Consider the following 21,831-nt stretch of genomic DNA (forward strand, 5'->3'; position numbering starts at 1 on the left):
AGAAAAACCCCCGCCAAAGGCGGGGGTGTAAGAGTGTGCTCTAACAATATTAACCACTTGTTGTAGGTGTGTTCAGGGAGAAATAAATAAGTGGAGCTACTCCTATTTGACTTTCAAAGGTCTCGTTGTTGTCAGGCCATGAGAAGTCCTTGTAGATGTAGAGGTAAATGCTGCGTTCGTTGTCGCTGCTCTGAGGGACGTAAAAGTGAGTCGCACTGGAGGTGTCATCTGGAGCACTGTCAAGGGTTATAGCGTGAACGTATCCCTCAATTGCTCCATCATTCAGCACGACTTCACCGTGGGGATTAACCGTTGAACCACCGTCATCAGAGTATTTCAGCTTTACGTGGAAGATTCCGTGGATGTCAGAAGCGTTAGTAGCGTTGTGGTCAAGAGCGTAGAAGACCTTTCCACCTGTAGAAGGTAAGGCAACGTGTCTAAATCCATTACTGTCCTCCCATACAATGAGAACCGGTTCATTTTCATCTACGTAATTATCGTTATCAAGGTCGTGCCAGTAGCGTTCATAACCATCAGGGGTCTCATCCTTGTACTTGTAGCTGCTGTCTACAATATCGTAGTAATCAGCATAAGTATTCGGGGCAGAAGTATGGGGGGTACAGCTTGTTGCAGAAGTGTCGGCCGTTACGCATACAGTTACAGTAACAGCGTCGTTAGCCCCGTAGGTCTTGAACTGGTAAATTTTGTAATCGTTCACGGTACTTGTAGTTCCGTTAATGGCAACGTCTTGGCTGACCTTAAAGATTATATCGTCTCCCCAACTACCTGCACTGAGGTTGGAGTTGAGGTTTACTTTATTCTTATAATCGGGATTAAAGTACGTTGTATCATCAGGACTTACTTGGTCAAGAACTAAGGTATAGGTACTACCTCCATCCTTGCTAACTTCTAAGGTAACCTTTTCTCCATCGGTAGTGTCATCTCCTCCCGGAACGACTGAGTAGGCTACACAGTGGGTTCCGACGTAGTTAGCTCCAGCATCATTTTTCGTTGGAAACTCAATTACCTTTTGTCCGGAAGAATTTGTGTAAACGTAAATCGGACACTCGGGGTTGTTTGTAGTATCACCGTCGGTGTCGTAGTTAGCACTTATGCTGACGTCGGGAAGGTCGTTCGCCCTTACGTTGATTTGGTACTTAATACCCTCACCGAAGAGGTCCCAACCACCGAACCAGTAAATATTAGAATCTCCTTCGGCCAGCAGGTTGGTTCCGAAGTTCAACCTAAGCCTTGCCTTGTTCTGCCAGTTCGGGTCGGAGGTGTTATCCTTTGGAACAACCGCGAACCAGTTGAATACGTCAAATCCATAATCGTAAGTCTCTGTTATATTACCTGTACCGTCACTCCTTTCGTACTGGGCAGAAACTAATTGATTGGTGAAATCTATCGTACCGCCAACAAGCTCCATAGCAATAAAGAGGTTTCTATCGTACGTGTCGGGATCCTGCATTGTAATCCAGACCTCTTGCCCGTTCCAAGCTATTTTTACTTCATTCGGACCACCGGAAGGGGTTATATCCGTTAGGGCCCTTGTTTCTTGCTCCTCTCCGCTTTCACTGCTTGGCAGAGTTATTCCTTTGGGGAAGTATACTTCTAAAGCTTGGCTACCTTTTTCTGCGGTAAAGTAAGCTATATCAGCCTGTTGTGGTTGAACTTCCTCAACGTTCGGTTCGTTTTCTACAAAAGGATACGGCGGAATCTCTGACGTTGAAGACGTTTCCGTTCCTCCACCTCCTCCTCCGCCCCCTCCGCAGGAGAAGAGACCGAGAGCAAAGAGTGTTACTAAGCTGAGTTTTCCGATTCTTCTTACCATTTTCCCCTCCTTATAAAACTTTCCCTCCATCAAAGTTTTAAAAATTTTTAAATTCTCATATTATCTCTTTTACAAGTGTAATTATAGTCTCATTAGTCAGATTTTTCCACACTAAGGAAGCAAGAAAAGTTAAAATTTTGTAAACAGAATCTTAAAAGGAGGATAACAGTATGAAAAAAAAGCTTGACAGGTGGACGGGAAGAATTCCCATGCCTGTACTACCTCCAGAGGTAAGGAGAAAAGTTTTCAACGAGTTCTCCCTTGGCTACGGACACACGGCAGCAAAGGACGAAGCTTTAAGGTGTCTCCTCTGTAAAACTCCAACCTGTCTTGACTCCTGCCCAGTTCAGAGCAAGATACCCAACTGGATTGAAACAATCCAGAAAGAGAGCGTATTTGACGGCTACAAGATTCTGAGGGAAAGGAATCCCTTTAGCTCCGTCTGTGGAAGGGTCTGTCCACAGGAAAGGTTATGTGAGAGCACTTGCATCTTAACGCGAAAAGACGGCGGAAAAGCTGTTGCAATTGGTGGTCTTGAGAGGTTCATTGCCGATTCTGTAAGAACCTCTGGCTTTAAGTGGGAAGATGAAAAAGCCCCAGCAACAGGCAAAAAGGTTGCCATCATAGGTGGTGGACCTGCAGGACTTGCTGCAGCCTACTATTTAGCGAGGAAAGGACACAGCGTAACTATTTTTGAAGCCCTTCCATACCTCGGCGGCGTTATGAGGTACGGAATCCCTGAGTGCAGGCTTCCAAGGGAAGCCCTTGACTGGGATATCAACCTGATTCTTAACCTCGGCGTAGAAGTTAGGACAAACACTGTAGTTGGAGAGGACATCACCCTTGACGAGATAAGGAAGGAGTACGACGCCATATTCATAGCTGTAGGTTCAGGCCGTGGTAAGAAGATGAACATTCCCGGGGCAGACCTTAAGGGAGCTTACTCTGCAATCGGCTTCTTAATGAAAGTAAATACCGGTGAAATCCACCCACTCCTTGCTCCAGATAAGGACATTGAAATACCAACTGGCAAGAAAGTAGTTGTTGTCGGCGGAGGATTTACAGCCGTTGACTGTGCGCTGGTTTCTGTAAGGCTTGGCAACGAAACCACCGTTGTTTACAGGAGAACGAGGGAATCTTCCTCTGCAAGGGAAGAAGAGTGGGATATGTTAGCAGAGGAAGGAGTAGATATCCGTTGGCTCACCCTTCCTGTTGAAGTTCTCGGAAATGATGATGGAGAGGTCGTTGGCGTTAAGTGCGTGAAGATGAAGCTTATCCACGTTGAAGGAAGCAGGCGTCCAAAAGTTGAGCCAATCCCCGGAACTGAACACGTGATTCCTTGCGATATCATCATCTTTGCCGTCGGTCAGGGAGATAACCCTGTAGCCTACAAGGACGTGGAAGGTCTGAAGATTGATAAGTGGAACAACCTCTCAACCGTAGATGAGGAGTTTAGAACCAACGTTGAGGGTATCTGGGCCGGTGGAGACGTTGTAAACGGCGGGGACTTAGTTATTACGGCAATAAAGCACGCAAAGATTGCTGCTGAGTCTATCCACAAGTACTTAACAACCGGCAAGTGGGAGTATAAAGGAGAAGGTTAACTACCCCCATTGTAAGTTATTTCGCCTGCCACGTTTTAAGCGTGGCAGGCTTTTTCTTTTGTTCTAAGCATTCCACAAGCAGCGGATATATCCTGCCCTCTAGAATCTCTTATAAAGGCTGCAATGTTGTGATCCCAGAGAACTCTTTGGAAAGCCTCTATCTTTTCTCTTGGTGTTGGCTCGTAAAGAGCTCCCGGGTAGTAGTTAAAGGGAATCAAGTTAACCTTAACTTTCATTCCCTTTAAGAGCTTAGCAAGCCTCTTTGCATCAGCGAGAGAATCGTTAACGTCCTTTAACATTACGTACTCAATCATTATCCGCCTTACGTTGTCGGCAGGGTAGCGACGGAGAGCTCTCATTATCTCCCCAATAGAGTACCTTCTGTTCAGGGGAACAAGTTTTTCCCTAACTTCATCGGTTGTAGCATGAAGGGAAACTGCCAGCTTTACCTTGTTCATCTCCTTCGCCATCCTCTCAATGCCGGGAACAATACCAACCGTTGAAATGGTTACCTTCCTCGTAGACAGGTCAAGCATGTCCCTGTGGGTCATAATCCCAACAGCCTTTTTCACGTTATCAAAGTTTAAAAGGGGCTCTCCCATACCCATAAAGACAACGTTTGAGATTCTCCTATTTTCTCCTACGTCCCTCTGAACGTGGATATACTGGTCTACAATTTCCGCCGTTGTGAGGTTTCTCGTAAAACCGTCCTTAGCAGTAAGGCAGAAGGTACAACCTACAGGACAGCCAACCTGAGTAGAAACACACAGTGTATTCCAGTCCCTTTCGGGAATAAAGACAGACTCTACCCTGTTCCCATCGGGAAGCTCAAATAGGTACTTCCTCGTTCCGTCGGAGGATTCCTCCACCTTCACAAGTTTAAGAACGTCTATCACGGCTTTTTCAGAGAGGAGCTTTCTGGCCTGCTTTGAGATGTTCGTCATCTCATCAAAGGTCTTAACTCTCTTTTTGTAAAGCCACTGGGCAATCTGCTTTGCCCTATACTTCTCAAGGCCAAGGGACTGGACAAAGGCCTCAAGCTCTTTAAGGGTCATATTCTTTATCTCAACCATTCCCACCTCACTCATCTACTTCCTCTGCCTCATCTACTAACATCACCGGTATGTCGTCAACAATTGGATAGGCAAGCTTACACTTGTGGCAGATTAATTTTTGCTCTTTTTCCCTATACTCAAGGTCCCCCTTACACTTGGGACAGGCTAAAACTGAAAGGAGCTCTTCAGGTAACACGGCAACCTCCGTTAAAAGTTCGTCTTAATAATTTGTGCTTACATCCTTGCCAAGTAAAGCAAGATTTCCTATATTTTGCCTTGTCAAGGTCGGGGCATAGCTCAGCTTGGTTAGAGCGCGTGCCTTGGGAGCACGAGGTCGCCCGTTCAAATCGGGCTGCCCCGACCATTTATTCTTAGAGGGCCCGTAGCTCAACTGGATAGAGCAACGGACTTCTAATCCGTAGGTTGGAGGTTCGAGTCCTCCCGGGCCCGCCACTTTAAAAGTCTCTCCTTCTGCAGTAACTCAAAGTAGAGAATCCCCACGTACTCCCTCACTCCCCAAAGAGAATCCCTCAGGTAAGAAGGCATTGGCATAAAGGAGTACCAGCTGTAGGGAGTTCTGTAAACCCTGTAATCTGAAGGAACGGGAATAACGTTAAAACCGGCAGCTTCAAATATCCTCACGCTCCTTGGCATGTGAAAGGCAGAAGTTACAAGACATATTTTCTCTATCCCATTTCTGTGAAGGAGCTCCCCCGTAAAAATAGCATTCTCCAGAGTATTCCTACTCTTACCCTCCTCTATAACAAACTCAGAGGGCACTCCAAGAGTAGTTAGAAACCTCTTCATAGCCACCGCTTCACTTTCTGCACTACGGAAGACAGAACCACCTGAAACAACGATGGGCTTTTTAACCTTCCTCCACAGTTTAAAGGCCTCGTAGAGCCTCTTTGAAACCTTAGGGTCAACAGAAGCCCAGAAGTTTTCTGCAGGAGAGTGGGGAATCTCTCCACCACCGAGAACCACAATAGCTTCGCAGTTTATCCTATTTAAGTCAGGGTAGGGATAGCTATTTTCTAAGGGAAGGAGAATAAAGTTCTTCCCGACCTCCGTAGAAAGAAGGTAGAGAAGAAAGGCCGTTAAAGAGAGAAGAAAAGTAGCCAACTTTTTTCTCTTTTTAATGAGCAGGAAAATGGATAAGAGGAGAAGAACTAAGAAGATTCCGGGGGGAATTATAAGAACACCAAGGGTTTTAGAGAGTAAAAACATCATCCCTTCAGAGAGCTCTCAAGTCCAAGGTCCTCTATCATCTGAATATCATCTTCAAGGCTTCTTCCCTTCGTAGTCAGGTAGTTTCCAACCATTAAGGCGTTGGCAGGTAAAAGGATAAGTGGCTGGAGCTCCCTCAAGTTGTACTCTCTCCCACCGCAGACCCTTATTTCTGCTTCAGGGATGGAGAGCCTTATTGCTACGAGAATTCTTAAACACTTTAAGGGAGTCAGGAAGTTGGCGTTCTCAAGGGGAGTTCCCTTTATAGGATGGAGGAAGTTAACAGGAATAGAGTCCACCTGAAGTTCTTTTAGCGTTTTTATCATTGAAACAACATCTTCATCATTTTCACCAAGGCCAAAAATACCTCCACAGCAGGTAGAAAGCCCCACTTCTTTTGCGTTTTCAATGGTTCTTACTCTGTCCTCCCACTTTTGAACCGTTGTTATGTGGGGGTAAAACTCTCGCGAAGTTTCAAGGTTGTGGTGATACCTATCAAGGCCGCAGTCCCTTAAAAACTTAAGCTCTTCTTTCTTTAGCTGTCCAAGGGATGCACAGACAATGGCATCTGGTTTTAGACTTTTTATAGTTTCAATAACTTTTCCTATAACCTTTATTTCTTCAACATTAGGGGAAATACCGCTTGTAACAAAGCTAAACCTGTTAATTCCCCTGTCAAAGGCTTCAAGTGCTTTTTTCGTGAGCTCCCTTTCAGGTAGAAGGGGATATGTCTTGACGGGAACGTTAAACTTGGCAGATTGGGCACAGAACTTACAGTCAGAAGGACACTTGCCACTTTTTGCGTTTAGGATGGCGCAGGTTTCAACTTGCCTGCCAAAATGTTGAAACCTTAAAGAGGTTGCCTTATGAAGGTAGTCGTAGAACTTCTCTACCCTACAGTTTAGAACGTCAAGTATTTCTTCTCTCACCTTTTAAGCTTTCTCAAAACCTGCTTTGTTATTTCCTTAAAAGTCTCAAGAACACCTATCCCTTTAGAGGCTATAGCCTCATAGTCTGGCCTACTCCACCTATTTAAATCCTTCCTCAAAACCTCAACAGGAAGGACATTCGGGAGGTCCCTTTTGTTGTACTGAAAAACAAGGGGAATGTCTTCAATATCTATTTCATAATCTTTAAGGTTTTCAATCATGTCATCAAGGGTATCAAGGTTTGCGTCGTGCCTTTCCTCCTGAGAGTCAGCAACAAAGACAATACCGTCAACGCCCTTTAGTATCAGCTTTCTGCTTGCCTGATAGATAATCTGTCCCGGAGTAGTATAGAGGTGAAACCTTACCTTAAAGCCCTTTACGTTAGATACTTCAATAGGAACAAAGTCAAAGAAGAGGGTCCTCTCTGTTTCTGTTGCAAGGGTTATCATTTCGCCCCTGTTTTCCGGCTTAATGTGGTCGTAAATCCACTTAATGTTTGTAGTTTTACCAGAAAGGCCCGGGCCGTAGTAGACAATTTTGCAGTTTATCTCCCTCGTAGCAAAGTTGACGAATGGCATTAAGCTCCCCTTCCCTACTCAAATAATGTATCCAAGTCTATGTCCTCTATGTTAATATCTGCCGGCATAGAGCTCTCTTTTTCTGCCCTCTCCTCAATCCTCTTCATCAGACCTTCAAGTTTATCATAATATTTCTTAATCTTCACCCTTATGATACCCAAGTTTGTAGCGTACTTATCAAATATTGAAACTAAAATGTACTTCTCGGCAACGACTATCATGTATATACCTTCGTCTTCCGTTTCAGTAAACATGTGGTTGAGGCTCTTATCACCAAGAAGCTTTGAAAGAGCCTCCGAAGCAGCAACGTTTCCAGCAGTAAGGGAAGCAAAAGTTACATCATCAGAAGAGAAAGCCGGAGACTCGCTCCGGCTTATAAGCTGACCAGACTTGTCTATCAAGAGAACTATCTTGGATTTACTCTCCTCAGCAATGTTCGTAAGTATCTCCTTAAGCTCCTTGTCCTCTTCCGGCCTTAAGTTCAGCATCACACTTCCCTGCTAAGCTGTTCTAATTTGTTGAGCCACTCCCACCTTCTGTTAACTTCGTCCTGTAACTCTTTAATTTTACTCTCCATTCCCGGTTTGAAAAGGTGCTTAAATCTTCCCTGAAGCTTTAGAAACTCCTCTATCGGCTTCGGGTTCTTAGGCCTGTAAGTTATCCTCCACTTGCCGTTCTCAACCTCAAAGAGAGGCCAGTAGTTGGTTTCAACGGCAAGTTTCGTTACAAGTATACCCTCTTCTTCCTTAGAACGCCAGCCCCTTGGGCAGACAGAAAAGACGTTAATGAAGGAAGGGCCTTCAGTTAAAAGGGCTTTCTTGAACTTCTCCATAAAGTCCTTCCAGTGGGAAGGGGCAGCCTGTGCTACGTAAGGAATACCGTGAGCAGCAGCAACTTCTGGCATCCACTTCTTGTGCTGGGGTTTTCCTAAGCTCTCAGAACCAACCGGCTGAGTCGTAGTGTTCGCGTACTTCGGCGTAGCAGAGGAACGCTGGATACCGGTGTTCATGTAAGCTTCGTTGTCGTAGCAGACGTAGATGAAATCGTGTCCCCTCTCAAGAGCCCCAGATAGGGACTGGAATCCGATGTCGTACGTTCCACCGTCCCCACCGAGAGCAACGAACTTAACCTTTTTGTCCGTTGGAAGCTTCCCTTTCCTCTTTAAAGCCTTGTAGGCAGCCTCAACTCCGGCAATTGTAGCTGCCGCGTTCTCAAAGGCGCTGTGAATCCAAGGGGACTTCCAAGAGGTGTAAGGGTAGATGGAGGTACAAACCTCAACGCAACCTGTTGCGTTAGCCCAGATAAGCTCGTAGCCAAGGGCGTTTGCCACCATGTACATCTGGCGAATGATTATAGAAGCTCCACATCCGGCACAGAGCCTGTGGCCGGGAGCAAGCTTTTCAGGATAGTTGGTAAGTTTTTTAAGTGGTGGTAGCTTTATCTCTGCAGTTTTAACTTCAGCCATTACTTCCTCCATTACTCTCTAAGGTTAAGGTAGTTTACAAGGGGTATTTCCTCTCCAGCAGCAAGCTTCATTACCTTATCTATGGCCTCTTCAATGTGGTTTACGTTTGTGTCCCTTCCACCAAGGCCGTAGATAAAGTCAATCATTGGGTAGTGCTTGTTTCTAAGGAACATCGCAGTTGCAACCTCTCCAAAGAGAGGGCCTGCAGCTCCTCCAAATGTCTCTGCCCTGTCAAAGACACCAATCGCCTTACAGTTAGAAGCAGCGATAGCATCCATAACGTCGTAGTAGGGGAAAGGCCTAAAGGTTCTTATCTTGATAAGTCCGACCTTGACTCCCTTCTCCCTTACCTTATCAATCACGGCCTTTGCAGTTCCTGCAGTTGAACCGATGATGATGAGGATGTAGTCTGCATCGTCTGTCTTGTAGGTTTCAATGTGCTCGTACTTTTTACCAAAGACGTCGGCAAAGGCCTCTCCTACTTCCCTTATAACCTTGTAGGCGTGGAGCATTGCCTCCCTTTGCTGGCGCTTGAACTCCATGTAGGAGTCGGTCATCGCAACTGCACCGTGGGTTACTGGATTGTCAACGTCAAGGAGGGAGTACATAGGCTTGTTCTCACCTACAAACTCCTCAACGGCCCTATCTGGAAGAAGTCTTACCCTGTCTATGGCGTGGGAAACGACAAAACCGTCCATTCCAACCATTACGGGAAGCCTTGTCCTTTCGTCCTCAGCAATCTTTATTGCCTGAATAAGGTTGTCGTACTGCTCTTCGGCGTTTTCAGAAAAGAGCATTATCCATCCTTGATCCCTTGCTCCCATCATGTCGGACTGGTCGCCGTGGATGTTGATGGGAGCAGAGAGAGCTCTGTTAACAACCGTCATAACGACAGGAAGCCTCATTCCGGAGGCAATTCCAAGAACTTCCCACATGTAGGCAAGCCCGGGACCAGCTGTAGCTGTCATTGCCCTTGCGCCTGCTGCAGCTGCACCAACGCAGGCAGACATAGCAGAGTGCTCACTTTCAACGGGGATGTACTCGGTATCCACAAGGCCGTTTGCTACAAAGTCTGCGAAGAACTGCATGAGCTCCGTCTGGGGAGTAATCGGGTAGGCTGCAACGACATCGGGGTTTATCTGCCTCATAGCCTCAGCAGCGGCCATGTTACCGGAGTAGGGAACGTAGGTTACCTCCTTTATCACCTCAGGCCTCATAGTTAGTCCTCCTCACGGAACAGGTATTCGGGTTTCATTTCAAGAGCTCCAGTTGGACACTCATGGGCGCAGATGCCGCAACCCTTACAGTGGTCGTAGTCAATCCCTACCATCTTCTCCTCTTTTACGAGGATGCAGGAGTCTGGACAGAAGACCCAGCAAATCATACAGTTAACGCACTTGCTCTCTTCAAAGACAGGCCTCCAAGCCCTCCACTCTCCTGTGTGATACTTCTCACTTGAGCCCGGCTCTAAGATTACAGCTCCTATCGGTAAATCCTTCCATCCCTTAATCATTCTGACTGTACCTCCTCGTAAGCTCTATAGAGTGCTCTAATGTTTGCCTCAAGGACGTTTTCTGGAAGCTTCTTGCCAAAAGCCTTCTTGATGTCCTCCTCAACAGACTTTATATCAACAAGGCCACCTAAGACCTTAATGAGAGCTCCAAGCATCGGAATGTTCATGAGAGGTCTTTTGAGCTCTTCCATAGCTATCTTTGTAGCGTCTACGGTGTAAATCTTCCTTCCCTTGATTCCGTACTTCTCCCTTATCTCCTGAGGAGTTTTGTCCGTGTTGATTACAAGGATTGCATCCTCATCTGTTCCCTCAAGGAAGGGAACTGCCTTAAGGAGTGTCGGGTCAACTACAACGACGATGTTGGGGTTTAAAACCATACAGTGGTGAGGAATTGGGTTCTCAGAGACCCTGTTGTAGGCGCGGAGTGGAGCTCCAGACCTTTCCGCACCGTAGTCGGGGTTACTCTGGGCGTACTTACCTTCCCTGATAGCCGCACTCGCCAAAATCTTAGAAGCTGTTACGGCACCCTGACCGCCGCGGGCGTGCCATCTGATCTCTATCATTACTTTCCTCCGATTATGAGTTTCTTATCTTCAAACGCTCTCTTGAGCGTTAGTTCGTCTGCCATATCTATCGTCCCACCGTAGGGAATACCGTAGCTTATCCTGTAAACGTCAACCTTTAACTTCTCCAGCCTATCAAGGAGGAACTTTGACGTTGCCTCCCCTTCAACGGTAGGGTTTAGGGCTATGATAACAGTCTTAACACCGTGTTTCCTAATTCTATTAAAGAGGTTCTCTATGTTTAAATCTTCCGGAGAGATATCCTCCAGAGGAGATATAACCCCTCCAAGGACGTGGTAGAGCCCCCTGTACTCTCCCAACTTCTCTATGGAAATAGCATCCCTTGGTTGCTCAACAACGCAGATGGAGGTTTTGTCCCTTTCTGGGTCACTACAAACGGCACATAGAGCATCTTCGGCAGGAAGCCCGCACTCCGAACAGGGTTTTACCCTCTCAAGCTCTCGGAGGGCGTTAAGGATTAACCTCCTCTTCTCACCGTCCAGCCGTGAAAGCTGTAAAACAGCTCTCTCGGCAGCCCTCTCACTTATCCCCGGAACCTCTGAAAGAAACTGTATTAAGTACTCAAGGTTTTCCGGGTAAATCAAAAAAGACCTCCCAAGTCTATTCCAAGACCACCTGTTAGTTTCTCCATTTCCCTTCCGAGGGTGTCTCTGGCCTCTTTTAAAGCCTGATTAACTGCAATGACAATTAAGTCCTGAATCATTTCCCTGTCGCCGGAATCTATCAGCTCTTGGGATATCTCAACAGAGATAACCTCCCCAGAGCCCTTAGCAACAACCTTTACAGCACCTCCACCGGCAGTTCCGGTAAACTCCCGGTTCTCAATCTCCTCCTTGAGCTTTACAGCCTGCATCTGTAGCTGTTTGGCCATCTTCATTAGCTGGTTCAGGTTTCCCATTCCGCCTTTAAACATTTAGAGTCCTCCAGAGTTCAAAGGTCGCCCTTTATTGTAAAAAATTTGTAAAAGATGCACAAGGAATAATTTCTGCCTATTATTAATTTCATGATGGAGAGAATGGAGTTAGAGAAGGAAAAAGTAGCCATAATTGCCGTAAAAAGGCCAAAAGAAGAAATAGATGTAGAGGAACTAAAGGGCTTAGTAGAAGCCCTCGGTGGTGAAGTTGTCCAGACGGTCATCCAGAAAAGAAGGGCTTTCTCACCTTCAACCTACATAGGTAAAGGTAAAACTGCCGAGATAGACACGGAAAATGCTACGCTCATCGTCGCCTACCATCCCCTCTCATACTCCCAGAAGAGAAACCTTGAAGAGCTCACAGGGTTACCTGTAATAGACCGAACAGAGGTTATCTTAGAGATATTCGCAAGGAGGGCAAGGACAAAGGAAGCAAAGTTACAGGTTGAGCTCGCAAAGGCCTACTACCAGCTCTCACACCTAAGGGGAAAAGGTAAGGAGCTCTCCCGTCTTGGAGGTGGAGTCGGAACGAGGGGTCCCGGTGAGACGAAGACGGAAGTAGAAGCAAGGGCTATAAGGAGAAAGATTCACAAACTAAAGGAAGAGCTTGAGGAGGTCATAAAAAGACAAGAACTAATAAGGGAAAGCAGGAAGAGAAAGAACTTTAAAACCGTTGCAGTAGTTGGATACACGAACGTAGGAAAGTCAACCCTCGTTAAAGCCCTAACGAGGAAGGATGTCTTTATAAAGGACATTCCATTTGCCACCCTTGACGTTAAAACGGGCTCCCTTTACCTTGACGGTGAAACGGTTCTCATCTCAGATACTGTTGGTTTCATCCGAAACCTTCCCCACGAGCTCGTAGCCTCATTTAGGGCAACCCTCGGAGAGGTAAAGGAGGCCGACCTACTTCTCATAGTCTTTGACATCTCATCGGAAAAACTTGAAGAGGAGTTAAGGTCTGTTGAGCAGGTTCTCAAAAAGTTAAAGAGCTGGGATAAACCCAAAATTTTCGTGGCTAACAAAATAGACAAGGTAACTGATTCTTACGAGAAAGCGGAGAAGCTCTACGAGCTCGTCGCCGGAAAGCTCCCAGAAACCGAATCTTCCGTAGTTTTCATCTCTGCCAAAAAAGGCTGGGGACTTGATAAATTAAAGGAAGAGATAAGAAAAAAACTGCCATCTTATGTTCAGTAATTTTTTACTTCTTCTCTTTTCCAGAAGAATCCCTCTTCTCTATAGCTAATCTTGCTCTTTCAGGAAGCTTACCATACAGTTCCTCTATTTTCCTTGGTTGAGTTATCATAACTTCTACTATCATATTAATCAGCTCAAACAATGCTAAAGCAGTTTCCTCGTCATCTCTTAAGTCAATTTCCCCGGGGTGAACTGCATTGTTTCCTATCACTCTGACAATATCTAAAGCCTGCTGAATCTTGCGGGGTAATCCTCTTTTCACAAGGTTAGCTATATCATCGTTTAAATTCTTCCCTTTCTCACCCAAGTGAATCATTAGCTTTTGCAAAGCTAATCTCAACAGAGCTGCAGCTGCACGGGGTGAGGCATTTACAATATTCCTCGCTTCGTTGAAATCCTCCTTTACATCTTCAGGCATATCTTTCGCAGGTACAGGTGCAATAGAACTACCGGGATACAAAATTTTTCCTTTGTACCAAATAGCATAATTTTTACAGTGTTCACAATGACTTACCCAAAGATTCTCCTGCAAGTCTTGATAAAGGGAACTTAAAACCACTACATGCGAAGGAGTACAATAATACCAGTTTTGACGAGAATAAACCCCACAATGAGGACAGTGAAAGGCACTTTTCTTAAATTCAGGAGGTATAAAACATCTTTCCATTTGACCCCTCCCAGACGACAGACGAAACTTTTGAAATTTTAATTTCCAAAATTAGATACTTCCCTCAGATTTGACAACAACTCCTCGCAACTTTTACTCCTCATTACCATATCGTTTAACTTGGCCTTTCCTCTTATTCCTTTGAAAATTTGGCTTATTTGGGCTTTTATAACCTTACAGGCTCTTTCCCTTTCAAAGAACTCCCACATTAGGGAAAGCTCCTCCAAAATAAACTCAACCCTCTCCTTTAATCCCGTTCTTATATCTCTTTTCTCTTTATACTCCTTAAATATCCAAGGGTTTGAAAGAGCTGCCCTTCCTATCATGACGCCGTTGCAACCGGTTTCCTCAAACTTTACGTCAATCTCTCTCCAGCTCCTAACATCTCCACTTCCGATAACCGGAACGTCGCCGGCAATTTTCTTTAAGTCCCTTATCCTTTCCCAGCGGGCGTGACCGGAAAAGCCTTCCTTTGCAAGGCGTGGATGAAGGGCAATAGCTGAAACTCCGGCCTTTAACAGGTTCTCTGCAATTTCTTCCAGCGTGTCCTCGTAAAAGCCGAGCCTTATCTTTGCAGTTACGGGAACGCCGTAGGGCTTTAAGGCCTCCACAGTTTCTTTAACTATCCTCCCCATCTCTTCTGGAAACTGAAGGAGATACCCCGCAGCCTTTGCCTTTAGAACCTTCTTAACGGAGCAACCAAAGTTTATGTCTATCGCTTCAGGACGGTACTTTTCAACCATCTTTACAGCAGCTTGGGCGATTTCTTCGGGGTTTCTACCGTAGAGCTGAAGGTGGATTGGACGCTCCTCGTCCGTAAAGTAGGCAAGCTCCTTTTCCTCTCCCCTAAAGATTATCCCCGTTGCGTTCATTAGCTCCGAGTAAACCCTGTCTGCTCCAAGTCGCCTACATAACCTCCTAAAGGCCGAATGGGTATAGCCGGCTAAAGGTGCAAGTATGACCTCTCTCTCTATCTTGAGCTTCATTCTTCCTCTCCTACCACCTCCTTAGGAACTGTTACGTAAATTTTCGTAACTTTCCTTGAAAGGGCTTTAATAGCATCGGTTGGGGCAACGTTTGAGAGCTCCTCCACCTTTCCCTCAAACTTTACCTTTATCACATCTGCACCACTTGGAGAGTAGTAGGAGTAAGCCACCTTTGAAGGCTCAACTACCTCAAAGTAGTAGTTCGGGTCGTATCCAGCTTTTTCAACTTTTTCGTGAAACTCAAGGACCTCGTGAGGGGTAACCTCTACCGTTTTAAAGAAGTTCCTCCTCACCAAACGGTTACAGAGGTCTCTTAGGACAGGGTCTTTAACGTCTAAAAGGGAGTAGATAGAAGAGACAACGTTACTGTCTGTGAGGCGGAAGAACTTGTCTAAGTCTTGAGTTTTTAAAACCTCTGAGAGGGTGGAGTCCATCGGGAGTTTTTCGCCGTTTAGAAGGAGCTCCCTCATCCTTTCAATTATCTTCTTTAAGAGAACCTGCACAGATAGGTTTACCTTGTGGAAGTAAACAGCCCAGTACATCTGGTAGCGGGACATAACGTAGGCCTCAAGGGCGTTAAAACCTTTTGCACTCCAGACGAGCTCTCCGTCCTCAATTAGAACAGAAACCAAGATTCTGTTTACGTCAATCTTTCCAAAGGAGACTCCGGTGTAGTAAGCATCCCTCCTTAAGTAGTCCAGCCTGTCGCAGTCAAGCTGACTTGAAACGAGCTGGTAGGTAAAGGGAAGCTCGTGCTCCTTCCTGAGGATTTTCCTGACGGTTTTTAGGAGTTCTCTGTCTACTTTCCCCTCGCCTTCCAGCCTTTCAAGGGCTTTTTCTGTTAGCTCCTCGTGCTTTTGAGGAACTATTATTCCTTCAAGGGCGTGGGAGTAGGGAGAGTGTCCTATGTCGTGGGTGAGGGCAGAAACTAAAATGGCAGTCTGGAGCTCCTCATCTATCTCATAGCCCTTCATCTTGAGGAAGTTCAGCGCCTTCCTTGCAAGCCACATAACCCCTACAGAGTGCTGAAAACGGGTGTGCTCAGCTCCCGGATAGACGTAGTAACAAGGGCCAAGCTGTCTTATGTGCCTTAGCCTCTGGAGGTAGAAGCTGTCAAGGAGCTCTGAGAGGACGCTACTTTTTTCCACCATTATGAATTCATCGTAAACGGGGTCCATTAAGAGTCTGTGGTTTCTCACCTCCTCCCCCAAGTTTAAAGTTTCTCTGCCCTGTAGAGCCCAACGGTTATTCCACCGTTTGAAAAGTAGGTAACCATCTCTGGGTTTAGCCCTGTAACCTTGGCAAGAGCTCTATCGGGAGACAGGAAGAAAACCCTATACCTTTTAAAGTATCTCCTTACCCAGTCTCCAAAGCGCCTGTATATCTCCCTCACGTTTTTAATGGGAAGCCTCTCACCGTAAGGTGGATTTGTTACGATAACGGCCTCTTCAAAGAAAACCTCCGGAAATGAAAGGTTCTTAAAGCTGACAAACTCCCCTACCCCAGCAACCTCTGCATTTTTAACAGAAGCCCTGATGGCTTCCTCCTCTATGTCAAAGCCCAGAATCGGGACTTTTACCTCTTTTTTCTTCTCATTGGCTTCACTTAGGAGCTCTTCCCACAGTTTACCGTCAAAGTTTGGCCACTTCATAAAGGCAAACTCTCTATTCCTTCCCGGAGGAGTGCTCGTAGCTAAAAGGGCCGCCTCTATCGGTATAGTTCCTGAGCCACAGAAAGGGTCAATGAGGGGAACTTCTCCCTTCCAGCCAGAGGCAAGTATCATCGCCCCAGCAAGGTTTTCCCGTAAGGGGGCTTCAGTCTCAACTACCCTGTAACCCCGTTTATGAAGGTGAGCCCCTGAGCTGTTCACGCTTATGGTGCAAACGTCGTTTTCAAACCTAACTATTACGCTCGTTCCCTCGTCCTCGTACTTCGCCTCTTTTAGCTCAATACCAGCTTCCTTTATTGCCCTTAAGACCCTCTCCTTGATAGCCCCTGTATGGTAGAGCTTTGAACGCTTTGAAGTAACCCTGAGTTTTACAGGAATCTCGGGCGTTAAGAACTCTTCCCAGCTACACTTTTTTGCCTTACGGACAAGTTCGGCAAAGTGCTTTGCCTTAAAGGTGCAAAGCCTAACGAGGACTCTGCTGGCACTCCTTAGCCAGAGGTTAGTTTTATAGAGCTCCCTCAAATCTCCTTCAAACTCAATTCCTCCGGGGACAACTTCACCGTCAATACTAAGCTCTTTTAACTCCTTATAGGTTATCTCCTCTACTCCCGGCTGGGAAACGGCAAAAAGCTTCATTTAAATCACCCCGAGCTCAAGTTTTATCTCTTCTGCTAAACGCCTTATAGCTCCACCTTTAAGTTTAGAGTTTACCTTCTCTCTTAAAAGTTTCTTCACCTCTTCTTTTCTGTCCAAAACCTTAAGGAGCTCCTCCTTAATCTTTTCTGGCGTTACATCGTCCTGTAGGAGCTCCGGAACAACTCTCTGTCCAGCGATTATGTTTGGAAGGGAGACAAAGGGAATTTTCACAAGCCTTTTAGCGAGTTTAAAGGTGAGAGGGTGGAGCTTATAGACAACGACGTGGGGGAGCTCTGCCAAGCTCGCCTCTAAGCTTGCAGTCCCAGAGGCTATGATACCGGCATCGGCAGAAAAGAGGAGGTTATACCTTTCACTTTCAGGTATCAGCCTAACTTTCGGGTGAATCCTCCTAACCCTCTCCTCTATCTCATCAAAGTTAACAGAGGAAGCAACTGGCAGTGCAAAACTTCCCTCTACCCCCTTAACAGCAAGGAGCATCGGTTCAAGCAAAGAGTTTACTTCCGAAGGCCTGCTACCGGGAAATAGAGCAAATAAGGGACGGGAAAGCCCAAACTTTTTTAAGAATTCATCGGGAGGAATAGTAGGCTTTACCATCTCCTTCAGTGGATTCCCTACGTAGGTAACATTTACCCCGTAGCGCCTGTAGAGCTCCACCTCAAAGGGAAAAATAACGAACATCCTGTCTACAAGCCTTTTTATCTTCTTCACCCTCCACTCTCCCCAAGCCCAGAACTTTGGAGAGATAAAGTAGAGAACCTTTATTCCCTTTTCTTTTGCGACTTCTGCAATCTTTAGGTTAAACCCCGGAAAGTCAACGAGTAAAACAGCATCCGGTCTCTCCCTTTCAAGGAAGGAGACTATCCTTCTTTTTCCTCTTAGAATTGAAGAGAGATTTTTTATAGCCTCAAAGAGGCCAAAGGAGAGGAGCTCCTTAGAGTCCAGTATCCTCTCAGCTCCTTCAACCTCTTCTAAGAAGACACCAAAGACTTTAAGGTGAGAAGATAGAAGGGGAACAAGTTCCTTAGCATAGTTAAAACCCGAGAGCTCTCCTGTAACGATGAGAATCTTTTTCACTCTGATTTAAATCCTCTTCAAAAAGTTCTCTATTATCTTAATGCCGTTCTCTGTGAGTATTGACTCTGGATGAAACTGAACGCCGTAAATTGGAAGGGTTTTGTGCCTTATACCCATTATCTCCCTATCGTCCTCGCTTTCAGCCGTTACTTCAAGGACATCTGGCAGGGTTTCTCTATCTATCACGAGGGAGTGGTAACGAATGGCAGAGAAGGGATTTTTCATTCCTTCAAAAAGGTCTTTACCGTTGTGAATAATGTTTGAGGCCTTCCCGTGCATGAGCTTTTTAGCCCTTACTATCCTGCCACCAAAGGCAAAGCCTATGGACTGGTGTCCAAGGCATATTCCCAAAATCGGAATCTTTCCTGCAAAGTGTCTTATGGCCTCTACCGAAACTCCCGCCTCCCTTGGAGTGCAGGGTCCCGGAGATATAACTAAAGCCTCCGGTTTCATCCTCTCAATTTCATCAATCGTTATCTTGTCGTTCCTGAAGACCCTTATATCTGCCCCGAGCTTTCCAAAGTACTGAACAACGTTGTAGGTAAATGAATCGTAGTTGTCTATCATCAGTATCATGCTTACTCCACCTTATCTATATAGTTTTAAGTCTGCGTTACAATTTTACAGGAGTAGGGCAAAAATGAAATTAGAAAAGAACACTAAGTTCCTCCTTGATACAGACATCGGGTCTGACGTTGACGACGCCTTTGCCTTACTTGCACTCCTTAAACTCGTCCCAGAAAGGCTTATCGGAGTAACAACTGCCTACGGCTGTGCTGAACTTAGAGCAAAAATAGCCAAAAAGCTCATAGAGACCACCGGGCACAACATTCCAGTCGTTGCCGGAGAGAGCTCTCCTCTAAGTTCTCCTCAACCCATACACCTAACAGGAAGGGAAGGTTTTGGAGTCCTGACTGAGGAGGAGAGAGAAAAACCTCTTGAGGCCTTTGGAATTGAGACAAACGCCCCCGAATTTATAGTTAAACAGGTTACTTCTAACCACGAAGAAGTCATCCTCATTTGCATAGCTCCTCTAACAAACATAGCCAGAGCCATAGAATTAGAACCAAAACTCGGTAAATACCTTAAGGGTCTCTTTTTTATGGGAGGAGGAATAACCTTTGACTCTCCCACTCCAAAAGAGTTAAGAGCTGGCCAAACCTACCGTGCAATTCCCTCTTACAACGTAGAGCACGACGTAGAAGCTGCAAAAAAGGTTATTAGCTCTATCCCTCAGATTCACTTTATCACTAACGATGTAACCCTGCACACAAAGTTTGCCAGAAAGAGGGTAGAGAAATTTCTCAGAAAGAAAAAGAATCGGGCTGAAGCTCTGGTTGCAAACATGCTTAGGGTATGGCTAAACTACAGAAGCGAGCTCTTTGGATTTCCCGTTAGAGTAACCTACCTTCATGACGTCCTTACCGTAGCTGAAGCCCTCGGAATGGGCTTTGTAAGTTACGTTCAAGGGGAAGTAGAAGTTACCGATAGGGGAGAAACTCTCTTCACCGTTGGCTCTGGAAATCACCTTGTAGGCCATCAGATAGACAGGCTGAGCTTTTTAAACTGGATATCGGAGCTCTTCCTTAATTGATTTTGTCGCATCCAACAATGAAAGAGCTCTAAAACAACATAGCCTTTGCACTAAAAAATTTTTTCCTCACAGGATTTCCATAAGTCTATTCTGTGAGGACTTTTTTCTAAATGGCAAGTCTGGTTGTGTTAAAATTTAAAACTAAGTTTTAATTGAAGGCCTTGGAGGGAGAGGTGTCAAGGAAGAATTTAGTTTTAGTAATTACAGCTCTTTTAGTAACCATAGGAACTATCTTCGGTTATCAAACTTTTAAGTCAAGAAAGATAGCAGAGGTTAAAGAAAAGGTAGAAAACTATTTAGAGGAAAACAACTTAAAAGATTCCGTTGAAATTGGAGAGTACGATATCAACCTCTTTAAAAAAGAGGTTTATCTGAAGGACGTAAAAATCAAGAATTCTGTAATAGAAGATAACAACCTCAGAATAGAATTTCCTCTCATAAAGGAAATTGTTATTAAGCAGTTTGAAGATGACAAAGAAGTTGGCCCAGTAAAACTTTCCTTAGAACTAAGAGGTATTGATTTTAGACTCTTCTTTAAAAAATTTGGAGAAGGGAAAATCTACTCTATCAATGCTTTTCTTGACTCCTCTTATGATAAAGAGAAAAGGAAGTTAACAGAAAGCATCCTCCTACAGGGCGAAGGATTCCTTGACTTTTCTTGGAAATGGGAAACTGAAAACGTTGACAAGGAAATATTCAAAATAGCAAAGAACTTAGAAACTTTAGAGACTATTTCCTCTTCAACCCCAGAAGTTAATCTTCTAATAAGCAAAGTACTACAGATTAAACCCTCCTTGGCAAAAATATCTTTTTACGACAGAGGAATCTTCAATCTAATTATTGAACTAATTGCCAAGGAAAAGAAAATGGACGTTGATGAAGTTAGGAAAGAACTCATAAAAGAAATAAAAATGGCCTCTAACGAAGTCAAAGATGGCAATCTAAAAACACTTATAGTGGCTTTAGAAGATATTCTGGCAAAAGGTAGAGGAGGCGTGGAGATAACAATATCTAACGTTAAAAACTATTCCCTTCAAGACATGATTAGTATTTTAATTGGAGCAGCTTTAAAAGGAGCTCCTCCCGAAAAACTAGTTAAAGAAGCTGAAAAGTTCCTGAAGGTAGAAATCAGGCAAATATGAGGATACTCCTAAAGGCTGACTGGGTAGTTAAACCCTCCGGAGAGGCTCTTAAAGAGGGATGGGTAGTAGTTGAGAATGGAAGAATAAAGGGCTATCACAAAAGGAAGCCCGAAGGAAATTTTCAGAAGGAGCTCCTCTTAAAGGGGACTCTATTCCCTCCCTTTGTAAATGCCCACACTCATCTGGAACTTTCAAAGGTAGATTTTAGCCCCGACAGGTTTAGTAACTTCTTTGAGTGGCTACTCTTCGTTATAGGGAAGAGGCAGACATTTACAGAAGAGGAACTTAAAGAGGCCTTCTTTAAAGGTATTGAGGAGTTAAGGAAGTACGGGATCGCTTTTGCTGGTGATATTTCCTCCTTCGGTATAGCCAAAATCCTCTCTAAGGAAGTTAAACTACCAAAGGTCATTCCCTTCCTTGAGATAATCGGAAAAGATAGAGACGTTAAAAGCCTTGTTCCTCCAATTTCTATCCATTCAATCTACTCAGTTTCCTTTGAACTTATCAGGAAAATAGCAAGAGATGCCCTTGAAAGGGGCTACAGGTTTCAGATTCACTTAGGAGAAAGTGCCGATGAGGAGCTCTTTGTAAAGTGCAGTGAAAACCGATTTGAAAAGTTAATCTACCCGGCCGTTGGAAGGAAGAGGTATGAATGGATAAAGGCAGAGAACGTAACCGACTACCTTGAAAAGGCCGGAGCTCTGAACGAGCTAACAATAGCCGTCCACTGCACCAACCTTTCCCGTAAAGAGCTTGACAGGCTGATAGAGAAGGGGGCTTCAATTGTTCTCTGTCCAAGGAGTAACATCCACCTTAAGACGGGCTTTCCGGACGTTCTTCACCTTTTAGGCTATGAGAAGCTGGGAATCGGGACGGACGGTTTAAGCACCAACCTATCCCTTTCGGTTGTGGAGGAAATAAAGGCTATCTACTACCGTCTTGAGGGAAGAGTGCCCTTAAGGGAGCTCTTTAAGTTAATCACTTCAGGAGGAGCTAAGGTTTTAGGGATTGAGGACTACGGTAAGAGAGCTCTCTTTACGCTTGTAAAGTGCGATAAAGAACTAAAAACGCCTTTTGACACTTTCCTTTACGAACCGCTAAAGTTTGAAATCCTTGACTTCTCAAGCTCTCTTTGATTAAATA

24 protein-coding genes and 2 tRNA genes are annotated in these 21,831 nt (G+C 45.1%); 7 read left to right on the top strand and 19 right to left on the bottom strand.

The window, feature by feature from the left end; genetic code table 11:
* Nucleotides 1-49: 49 nt before the first annotated feature.
* Nucleotides 50-1,834 carry a hypothetical protein gene (locus CLV27_RS04440; protein ID WP_132526237.1) on the bottom strand — a complete coding sequence of 595 codons (1,785 nt, stop codon included), beginning with the start codon at nucleotides 1,832-1,834 and terminating at the stop codon, nucleotides 50-52.
* Nucleotides 1,835-2,004: 170 nt separating this feature from the next.
* On the opposite strand from CLV27_RS04440, the gene gltA reads away from it, so the two are divergent.
* On the top strand, nucleotides 2,005-3,438 hold the full coding sequence (gene gltA, locus CLV27_RS04445) for an NADPH-dependent glutamate synthase (RefSeq protein ID WP_132526239.1): 1,434 nt from the start codon (nucleotides 2,005-2,007) through the stop codon (nucleotides 3,436-3,438).
* Nucleotides 3,439-3,473: 35 nt separating this feature from the next.
* Here the strand turns inward: gltA and rlmN are convergent, their stop codons facing one another.
* Nucleotides 3,474-4,526, bottom strand: a complete 1,053-nt coding sequence (gene rlmN / locus CLV27_RS04450; protein ID WP_243644875.1) for a dual-specificity RNA methyltransferase RlmN — start codon at nucleotides 4,524-4,526, stop codon at nucleotides 3,474-3,476.
* Complete coding sequence (locus CLV27_RS04455; protein ID WP_132526243.1) at nucleotides 4,519-4,689, bottom strand: Trm112 family protein; 171 nt, start codon at nucleotides 4,687-4,689, stop codon at nucleotides 4,519-4,521. The genes rlmN and CLV27_RS04455 overlap by 8 nt, the downstream gene beginning before the upstream one ends.
* Nucleotides 4,690-4,779: 90 nt before the next feature.
* Here CLV27_RS04455 and CLV27_RS04460 point away from each other — a divergent pair.
* Both CLV27_RS04460 and CLV27_RS04465 read left to right on the top strand, forming a co-directional pair.
* Nucleotides 4,780-4,857: transfer RNA gene (locus CLV27_RS04460), tRNA-Pro, on the top strand.
* Between the two features lie 12 nt (nucleotides 4,858-4,869).
* A tRNA-Arg gene (locus tag CLV27_RS04465) sits at nucleotides 4,870-4,946 on the top strand.
* On the opposite strand, the gene CLV27_RS08665 is transcribed toward CLV27_RS04465, so the two are convergent.
* Genes CLV27_RS08665 through CLV27_RS04515 form a run of 10 tightly spaced genes read right to left on the bottom strand, consistent with a single transcriptional unit; the run spans nucleotide 4,905 to nucleotide 11,702 of the window.
* The gene (locus CLV27_RS08665; RefSeq protein ID WP_132526666.1) at nucleotides 4,905-5,723 is read right to left on the bottom strand and encodes a YdcF family protein; all 819 of its coding nucleotides are present in this window, start codon (nucleotides 5,721-5,723) and stop codon (nucleotides 4,905-4,907) included. The genes CLV27_RS04465 and CLV27_RS08665 overlap by 42 nt on opposite strands.
* Nucleotides 5,720-6,649, bottom strand: coding sequence for a biotin synthase BioB (gene bioB, locus CLV27_RS04475; RefSeq protein WP_132526245.1), 930 nt, complete (start codon nucleotides 6,647-6,649; stop codon nucleotides 5,720-5,722). Before bioB ends, CLV27_RS08665 begins: the two co-directional genes overlap by 4 nt.
* Nucleotides 6,646-7,227 (bottom strand): GTP-binding protein, encoded by a 582-nt coding sequence (locus tag CLV27_RS04480; protein WP_132526247.1) that lies wholly within the window; start codon nucleotides 7,225-7,227, stop codon nucleotides 6,646-6,648. Before CLV27_RS04480 ends, bioB begins: the two co-directional genes overlap by 4 nt.
* Before the next feature lie 14 nt (nucleotides 7,228-7,241).
* Nucleotides 7,242-7,715, bottom strand: coding sequence for a roadblock/LC7 domain-containing protein (locus tag CLV27_RS04485; RefSeq protein WP_132526249.1), 474 nt, complete (start codon nucleotides 7,713-7,715; stop codon nucleotides 7,242-7,244).
* Complete coding sequence (locus tag CLV27_RS04490; protein WP_132526251.1) at nucleotides 7,715-8,692, bottom strand: thiamine pyrophosphate-dependent enzyme; 978 nt, start codon at nucleotides 8,690-8,692, stop codon at nucleotides 7,715-7,717. Before CLV27_RS04490 ends, CLV27_RS04485 begins: the two co-directional genes overlap by 1 nt.
* Nucleotides 8,693-8,703: 11 nt before the next feature.
* Nucleotides 8,704-9,909 carry a pyruvate ferredoxin oxidoreductase gene (porA, locus tag CLV27_RS04495; RefSeq protein ID WP_132526253.1) on the bottom strand — a complete coding sequence of 402 codons (1,206 nt, stop codon included), beginning with the start codon at nucleotides 9,907-9,909 and terminating at the stop codon, nucleotides 8,704-8,706.
* Between the two features lie 2 nt (nucleotides 9,910-9,911).
* A complete protein-coding gene (gene porD / locus CLV27_RS04500) occupies nucleotides 9,912-10,205 on the bottom strand; it encodes a pyruvate synthase subunit PorD (RefSeq protein WP_132526255.1) in 294 nt (97 codons plus the stop codon).
* Entirely contained in the window at nucleotides 10,202-10,768 is a 567-nt protein-coding gene (locus CLV27_RS04505) for a 2-oxoacid:acceptor oxidoreductase subunit gamma family protein (protein WP_132526257.1), read from the bottom strand. Before CLV27_RS04505 ends, porD begins: the two co-directional genes overlap by 4 nt.
* Nucleotides 10,768-11,373, bottom strand: a complete 606-nt coding sequence (gene recR / locus CLV27_RS04510) for a recombination mediator RecR (RefSeq protein WP_132526259.1) — start codon at nucleotides 11,371-11,373, stop codon at nucleotides 10,768-10,770. Before recR ends, CLV27_RS04505 begins: the two co-directional genes overlap by 1 nt.
* Entirely contained in the window at nucleotides 11,370-11,702 is a 333-nt protein-coding gene (locus CLV27_RS04515; protein WP_132526261.1) for a YbaB/EbfC family nucleoid-associated protein, read from the bottom strand. Before CLV27_RS04515 ends, recR begins: the two co-directional genes overlap by 4 nt.
* Before the next feature lie 102 nt (nucleotides 11,703-11,804).
* On the opposite strand from CLV27_RS04515, the gene hflX reads away from it, so the two are divergent.
* Nucleotides 11,805-12,899, top strand: a complete 1,095-nt coding sequence (gene hflX / locus CLV27_RS04520; RefSeq protein WP_132526263.1) for a GTPase HflX — start codon at nucleotides 11,805-11,807, stop codon at nucleotides 12,897-12,899.
* 4 nt (nucleotides 12,900-12,903) lie between these two features.
* On the opposite strand, the gene CLV27_RS04525 is transcribed toward hflX, so the two are convergent.
* From CLV27_RS04525 to CLV27_RS04550, 6 genes are read right to left on the bottom strand one after another with little or no spacing between them, the layout of a single operon-like run.
* Nucleotides 12,904-13,566 carry a DUF4145 domain-containing protein gene (locus tag CLV27_RS04525; RefSeq protein WP_132526265.1) on the bottom strand — a complete coding sequence of 221 codons (663 nt, stop codon included), beginning with the start codon at nucleotides 13,564-13,566 and terminating at the stop codon, nucleotides 12,904-12,906.
* Between the two features lie 38 nt (nucleotides 13,567-13,604).
* The gene (locus CLV27_RS04530) at nucleotides 13,605-14,552 is read right to left on the bottom strand and encodes a tRNA dihydrouridine synthase (protein WP_132526267.1); all 948 of its coding nucleotides are present in this window, start codon (nucleotides 14,550-14,552) and stop codon (nucleotides 13,605-13,607) included.
* Entirely contained in the window at nucleotides 14,549-15,751 is a 1,203-nt protein-coding gene (locus CLV27_RS04535) for an HD domain-containing protein (protein ID WP_132526269.1), read from the bottom strand. The genes CLV27_RS04530 and CLV27_RS04535 overlap by 4 nt, the downstream gene beginning before the upstream one ends.
* A gap of 14 nt (nucleotides 15,752-15,765) precedes the next feature.
* The gene (locus CLV27_RS04540) at nucleotides 15,766-16,857 is read right to left on the bottom strand and encodes a THUMP domain-containing class I SAM-dependent RNA methyltransferase (RefSeq protein WP_132526271.1); all 1,092 of its coding nucleotides are present in this window, start codon (nucleotides 16,855-16,857) and stop codon (nucleotides 15,766-15,768) included.
* Nucleotides 16,858-17,952, bottom strand: coding sequence for a lipid-A-disaccharide synthase (lpxB, locus tag CLV27_RS04545; protein WP_132526273.1), 1,095 nt, complete (start codon nucleotides 17,950-17,952; stop codon nucleotides 16,858-16,860). It lies immediately after the preceding gene.
* A 6-nt stretch (nucleotides 17,953-17,958) separates the two neighbouring features.
* Nucleotides 17,959-18,528, bottom strand: coding sequence for an anthranilate synthase component II (locus tag CLV27_RS04550; protein ID WP_132526275.1), 570 nt, complete (start codon nucleotides 18,526-18,528; stop codon nucleotides 17,959-17,961).
* A 64-nt stretch (nucleotides 18,529-18,592) separates the two neighbouring features.
* Between CLV27_RS04550 and CLV27_RS04555 the strand changes: the two genes are divergently transcribed.
* The 3 genes from CLV27_RS04555 (at nucleotide 18,593) to CLV27_RS04565 (ending at nucleotide 21,824) form a co-directional block, all read left to right on the top strand.
* Nucleotides 18,593-19,546 carry a nucleoside hydrolase gene (locus tag CLV27_RS04555; RefSeq protein ID WP_165863682.1) on the top strand — a complete coding sequence of 318 codons (954 nt, stop codon included), beginning with the start codon at nucleotides 18,593-18,595 and terminating at the stop codon, nucleotides 19,544-19,546.
* A 173-nt stretch (nucleotides 19,547-19,719) separates the two neighbouring features.
* Nucleotides 19,720-20,688, top strand: coding sequence for a hypothetical protein (locus CLV27_RS04560; RefSeq protein ID WP_132526279.1), 969 nt, complete (start codon nucleotides 19,720-19,722; stop codon nucleotides 20,686-20,688).
* Nucleotides 20,685-21,824: an amidohydrolase family protein gene (locus CLV27_RS04565; protein WP_132526281.1), complete on the top strand. Its 1,140-nt coding sequence runs from the start codon at nucleotides 20,685-20,687 to the stop codon at nucleotides 21,822-21,824. Before CLV27_RS04560 ends, CLV27_RS04565 begins: the two co-directional genes overlap by 4 nt.
* Nucleotides 21,825-21,831 lie beyond the last annotated feature (7 nt).

It is taken from the genome of Phorcysia thermohydrogeniphila, assembly GCF_004339575.1.
Classification (GTDB): domain Bacteria; phylum Aquificota; class Aquificia; order Desulfurobacteriales; family Desulfurobacteriaceae; genus Phorcysia; species Phorcysia thermohydrogeniphila.

Bases quoted from the DNA above. Each gene is read 5' to 3' on its own strand.
- CLV27_RS04440 (WP_132526237.1), bottom strand. From the start codon at position 1,834: ATGGTAAGAAGAATCGGAAAACTCAGCTTAGTAACACTCTTTGCTCTC.
- gltA (WP_132526239.1), top strand. From the start codon at position 2,005: ATGAAAAAAAAGCTTGACAGGTGGACGGGAAGAATTCCCATGCCTGTA.
- rlmN (WP_243644875.1), bottom strand. From the start codon at position 4,526: ATGAGTGAGGTGGGAATGGTTGAGATAAAGAATATGACCCTTAAAGAG.
- CLV27_RS08665 (WP_132526666.1), bottom strand. From the start codon at position 5,723: ATGATGTTTTTACTCTCTAAAACCCTTGGTGTTCTTATAATTCCCCCC.
- CLV27_RS04480 (WP_132526247.1), bottom strand. From the start codon at position 7,227: ATGCCATTCGTCAACTTTGCTACGAGGGAGATAAACTGCAAAATTGTC.
- CLV27_RS04485 (WP_132526249.1), bottom strand. From the start codon at position 7,715: ATGCTGAACTTAAGGCCGGAAGAGGACAAGGAGCTTAAGGAGATACTT.
- CLV27_RS04490 (WP_132526251.1), bottom strand. From the start codon at position 8,692: ATGGCTGAAGTTAAAACTGCAGAGATAAAGCTACCACCACTTAAAAAA.
- porA (WP_132526253.1), bottom strand. From the start codon at position 9,909: ATGAGGCCTGAGGTGATAAAGGAGGTAACCTACGTTCCCTACTCCGGT.
- porD (WP_132526255.1), bottom strand. From the start codon at position 10,205: ATGATTAAGGGATGGAAGGATTTACCGATAGGAGCTGTAATCTTAGAG.
- CLV27_RS04505 (WP_132526257.1), bottom strand. From the start codon at position 10,768: ATGATAGAGATCAGATGGCACGCCCGCGGCGGTCAGGGTGCCGTAACA.
- CLV27_RS04515 (WP_132526261.1), bottom strand. From the start codon at position 11,702: ATGTTTAAAGGCGGAATGGGAAACCTGAACCAGCTAATGAAGATGGCC.
- hflX (WP_132526263.1), top strand. From the start codon at position 11,805: ATGGAGTTAGAGAAGGAAAAAGTAGCCATAATTGCCGTAAAAAGGCCA.
- CLV27_RS04525 (WP_132526265.1), bottom strand. From the start codon at position 13,566: ATGGAAAGATGTTTTATACCTCCTGAATTTAAGAAAAGTGCCTTTCAC.
- CLV27_RS04530 (WP_132526267.1), bottom strand. From the start codon at position 14,552: ATGAAGCTCAAGATAGAGAGAGAGGTCATACTTGCACCTTTAGCCGGC.
- CLV27_RS04540 (WP_132526271.1), bottom strand. From the start codon at position 16,857: ATGAAGCTTTTTGCCGTTTCCCAGCCGGGAGTAGAGGAGATAACCTAT.
- CLV27_RS04550 (WP_132526275.1), bottom strand. From the start codon at position 18,528: ATGATACTGATGATAGACAACTACGATTCATTTACCTACAACGTTGTT.
- CLV27_RS04555 (WP_165863682.1), top strand. From the start codon at position 18,593: ATGAAATTAGAAAAGAACACTAAGTTCCTCCTTGATACAGACATCGGG.
- CLV27_RS04565 (WP_132526281.1), top strand. From the start codon at position 20,685: ATGAGGATACTCCTAAAGGCTGACTGGGTAGTTAAACCCTCCGGAGAG.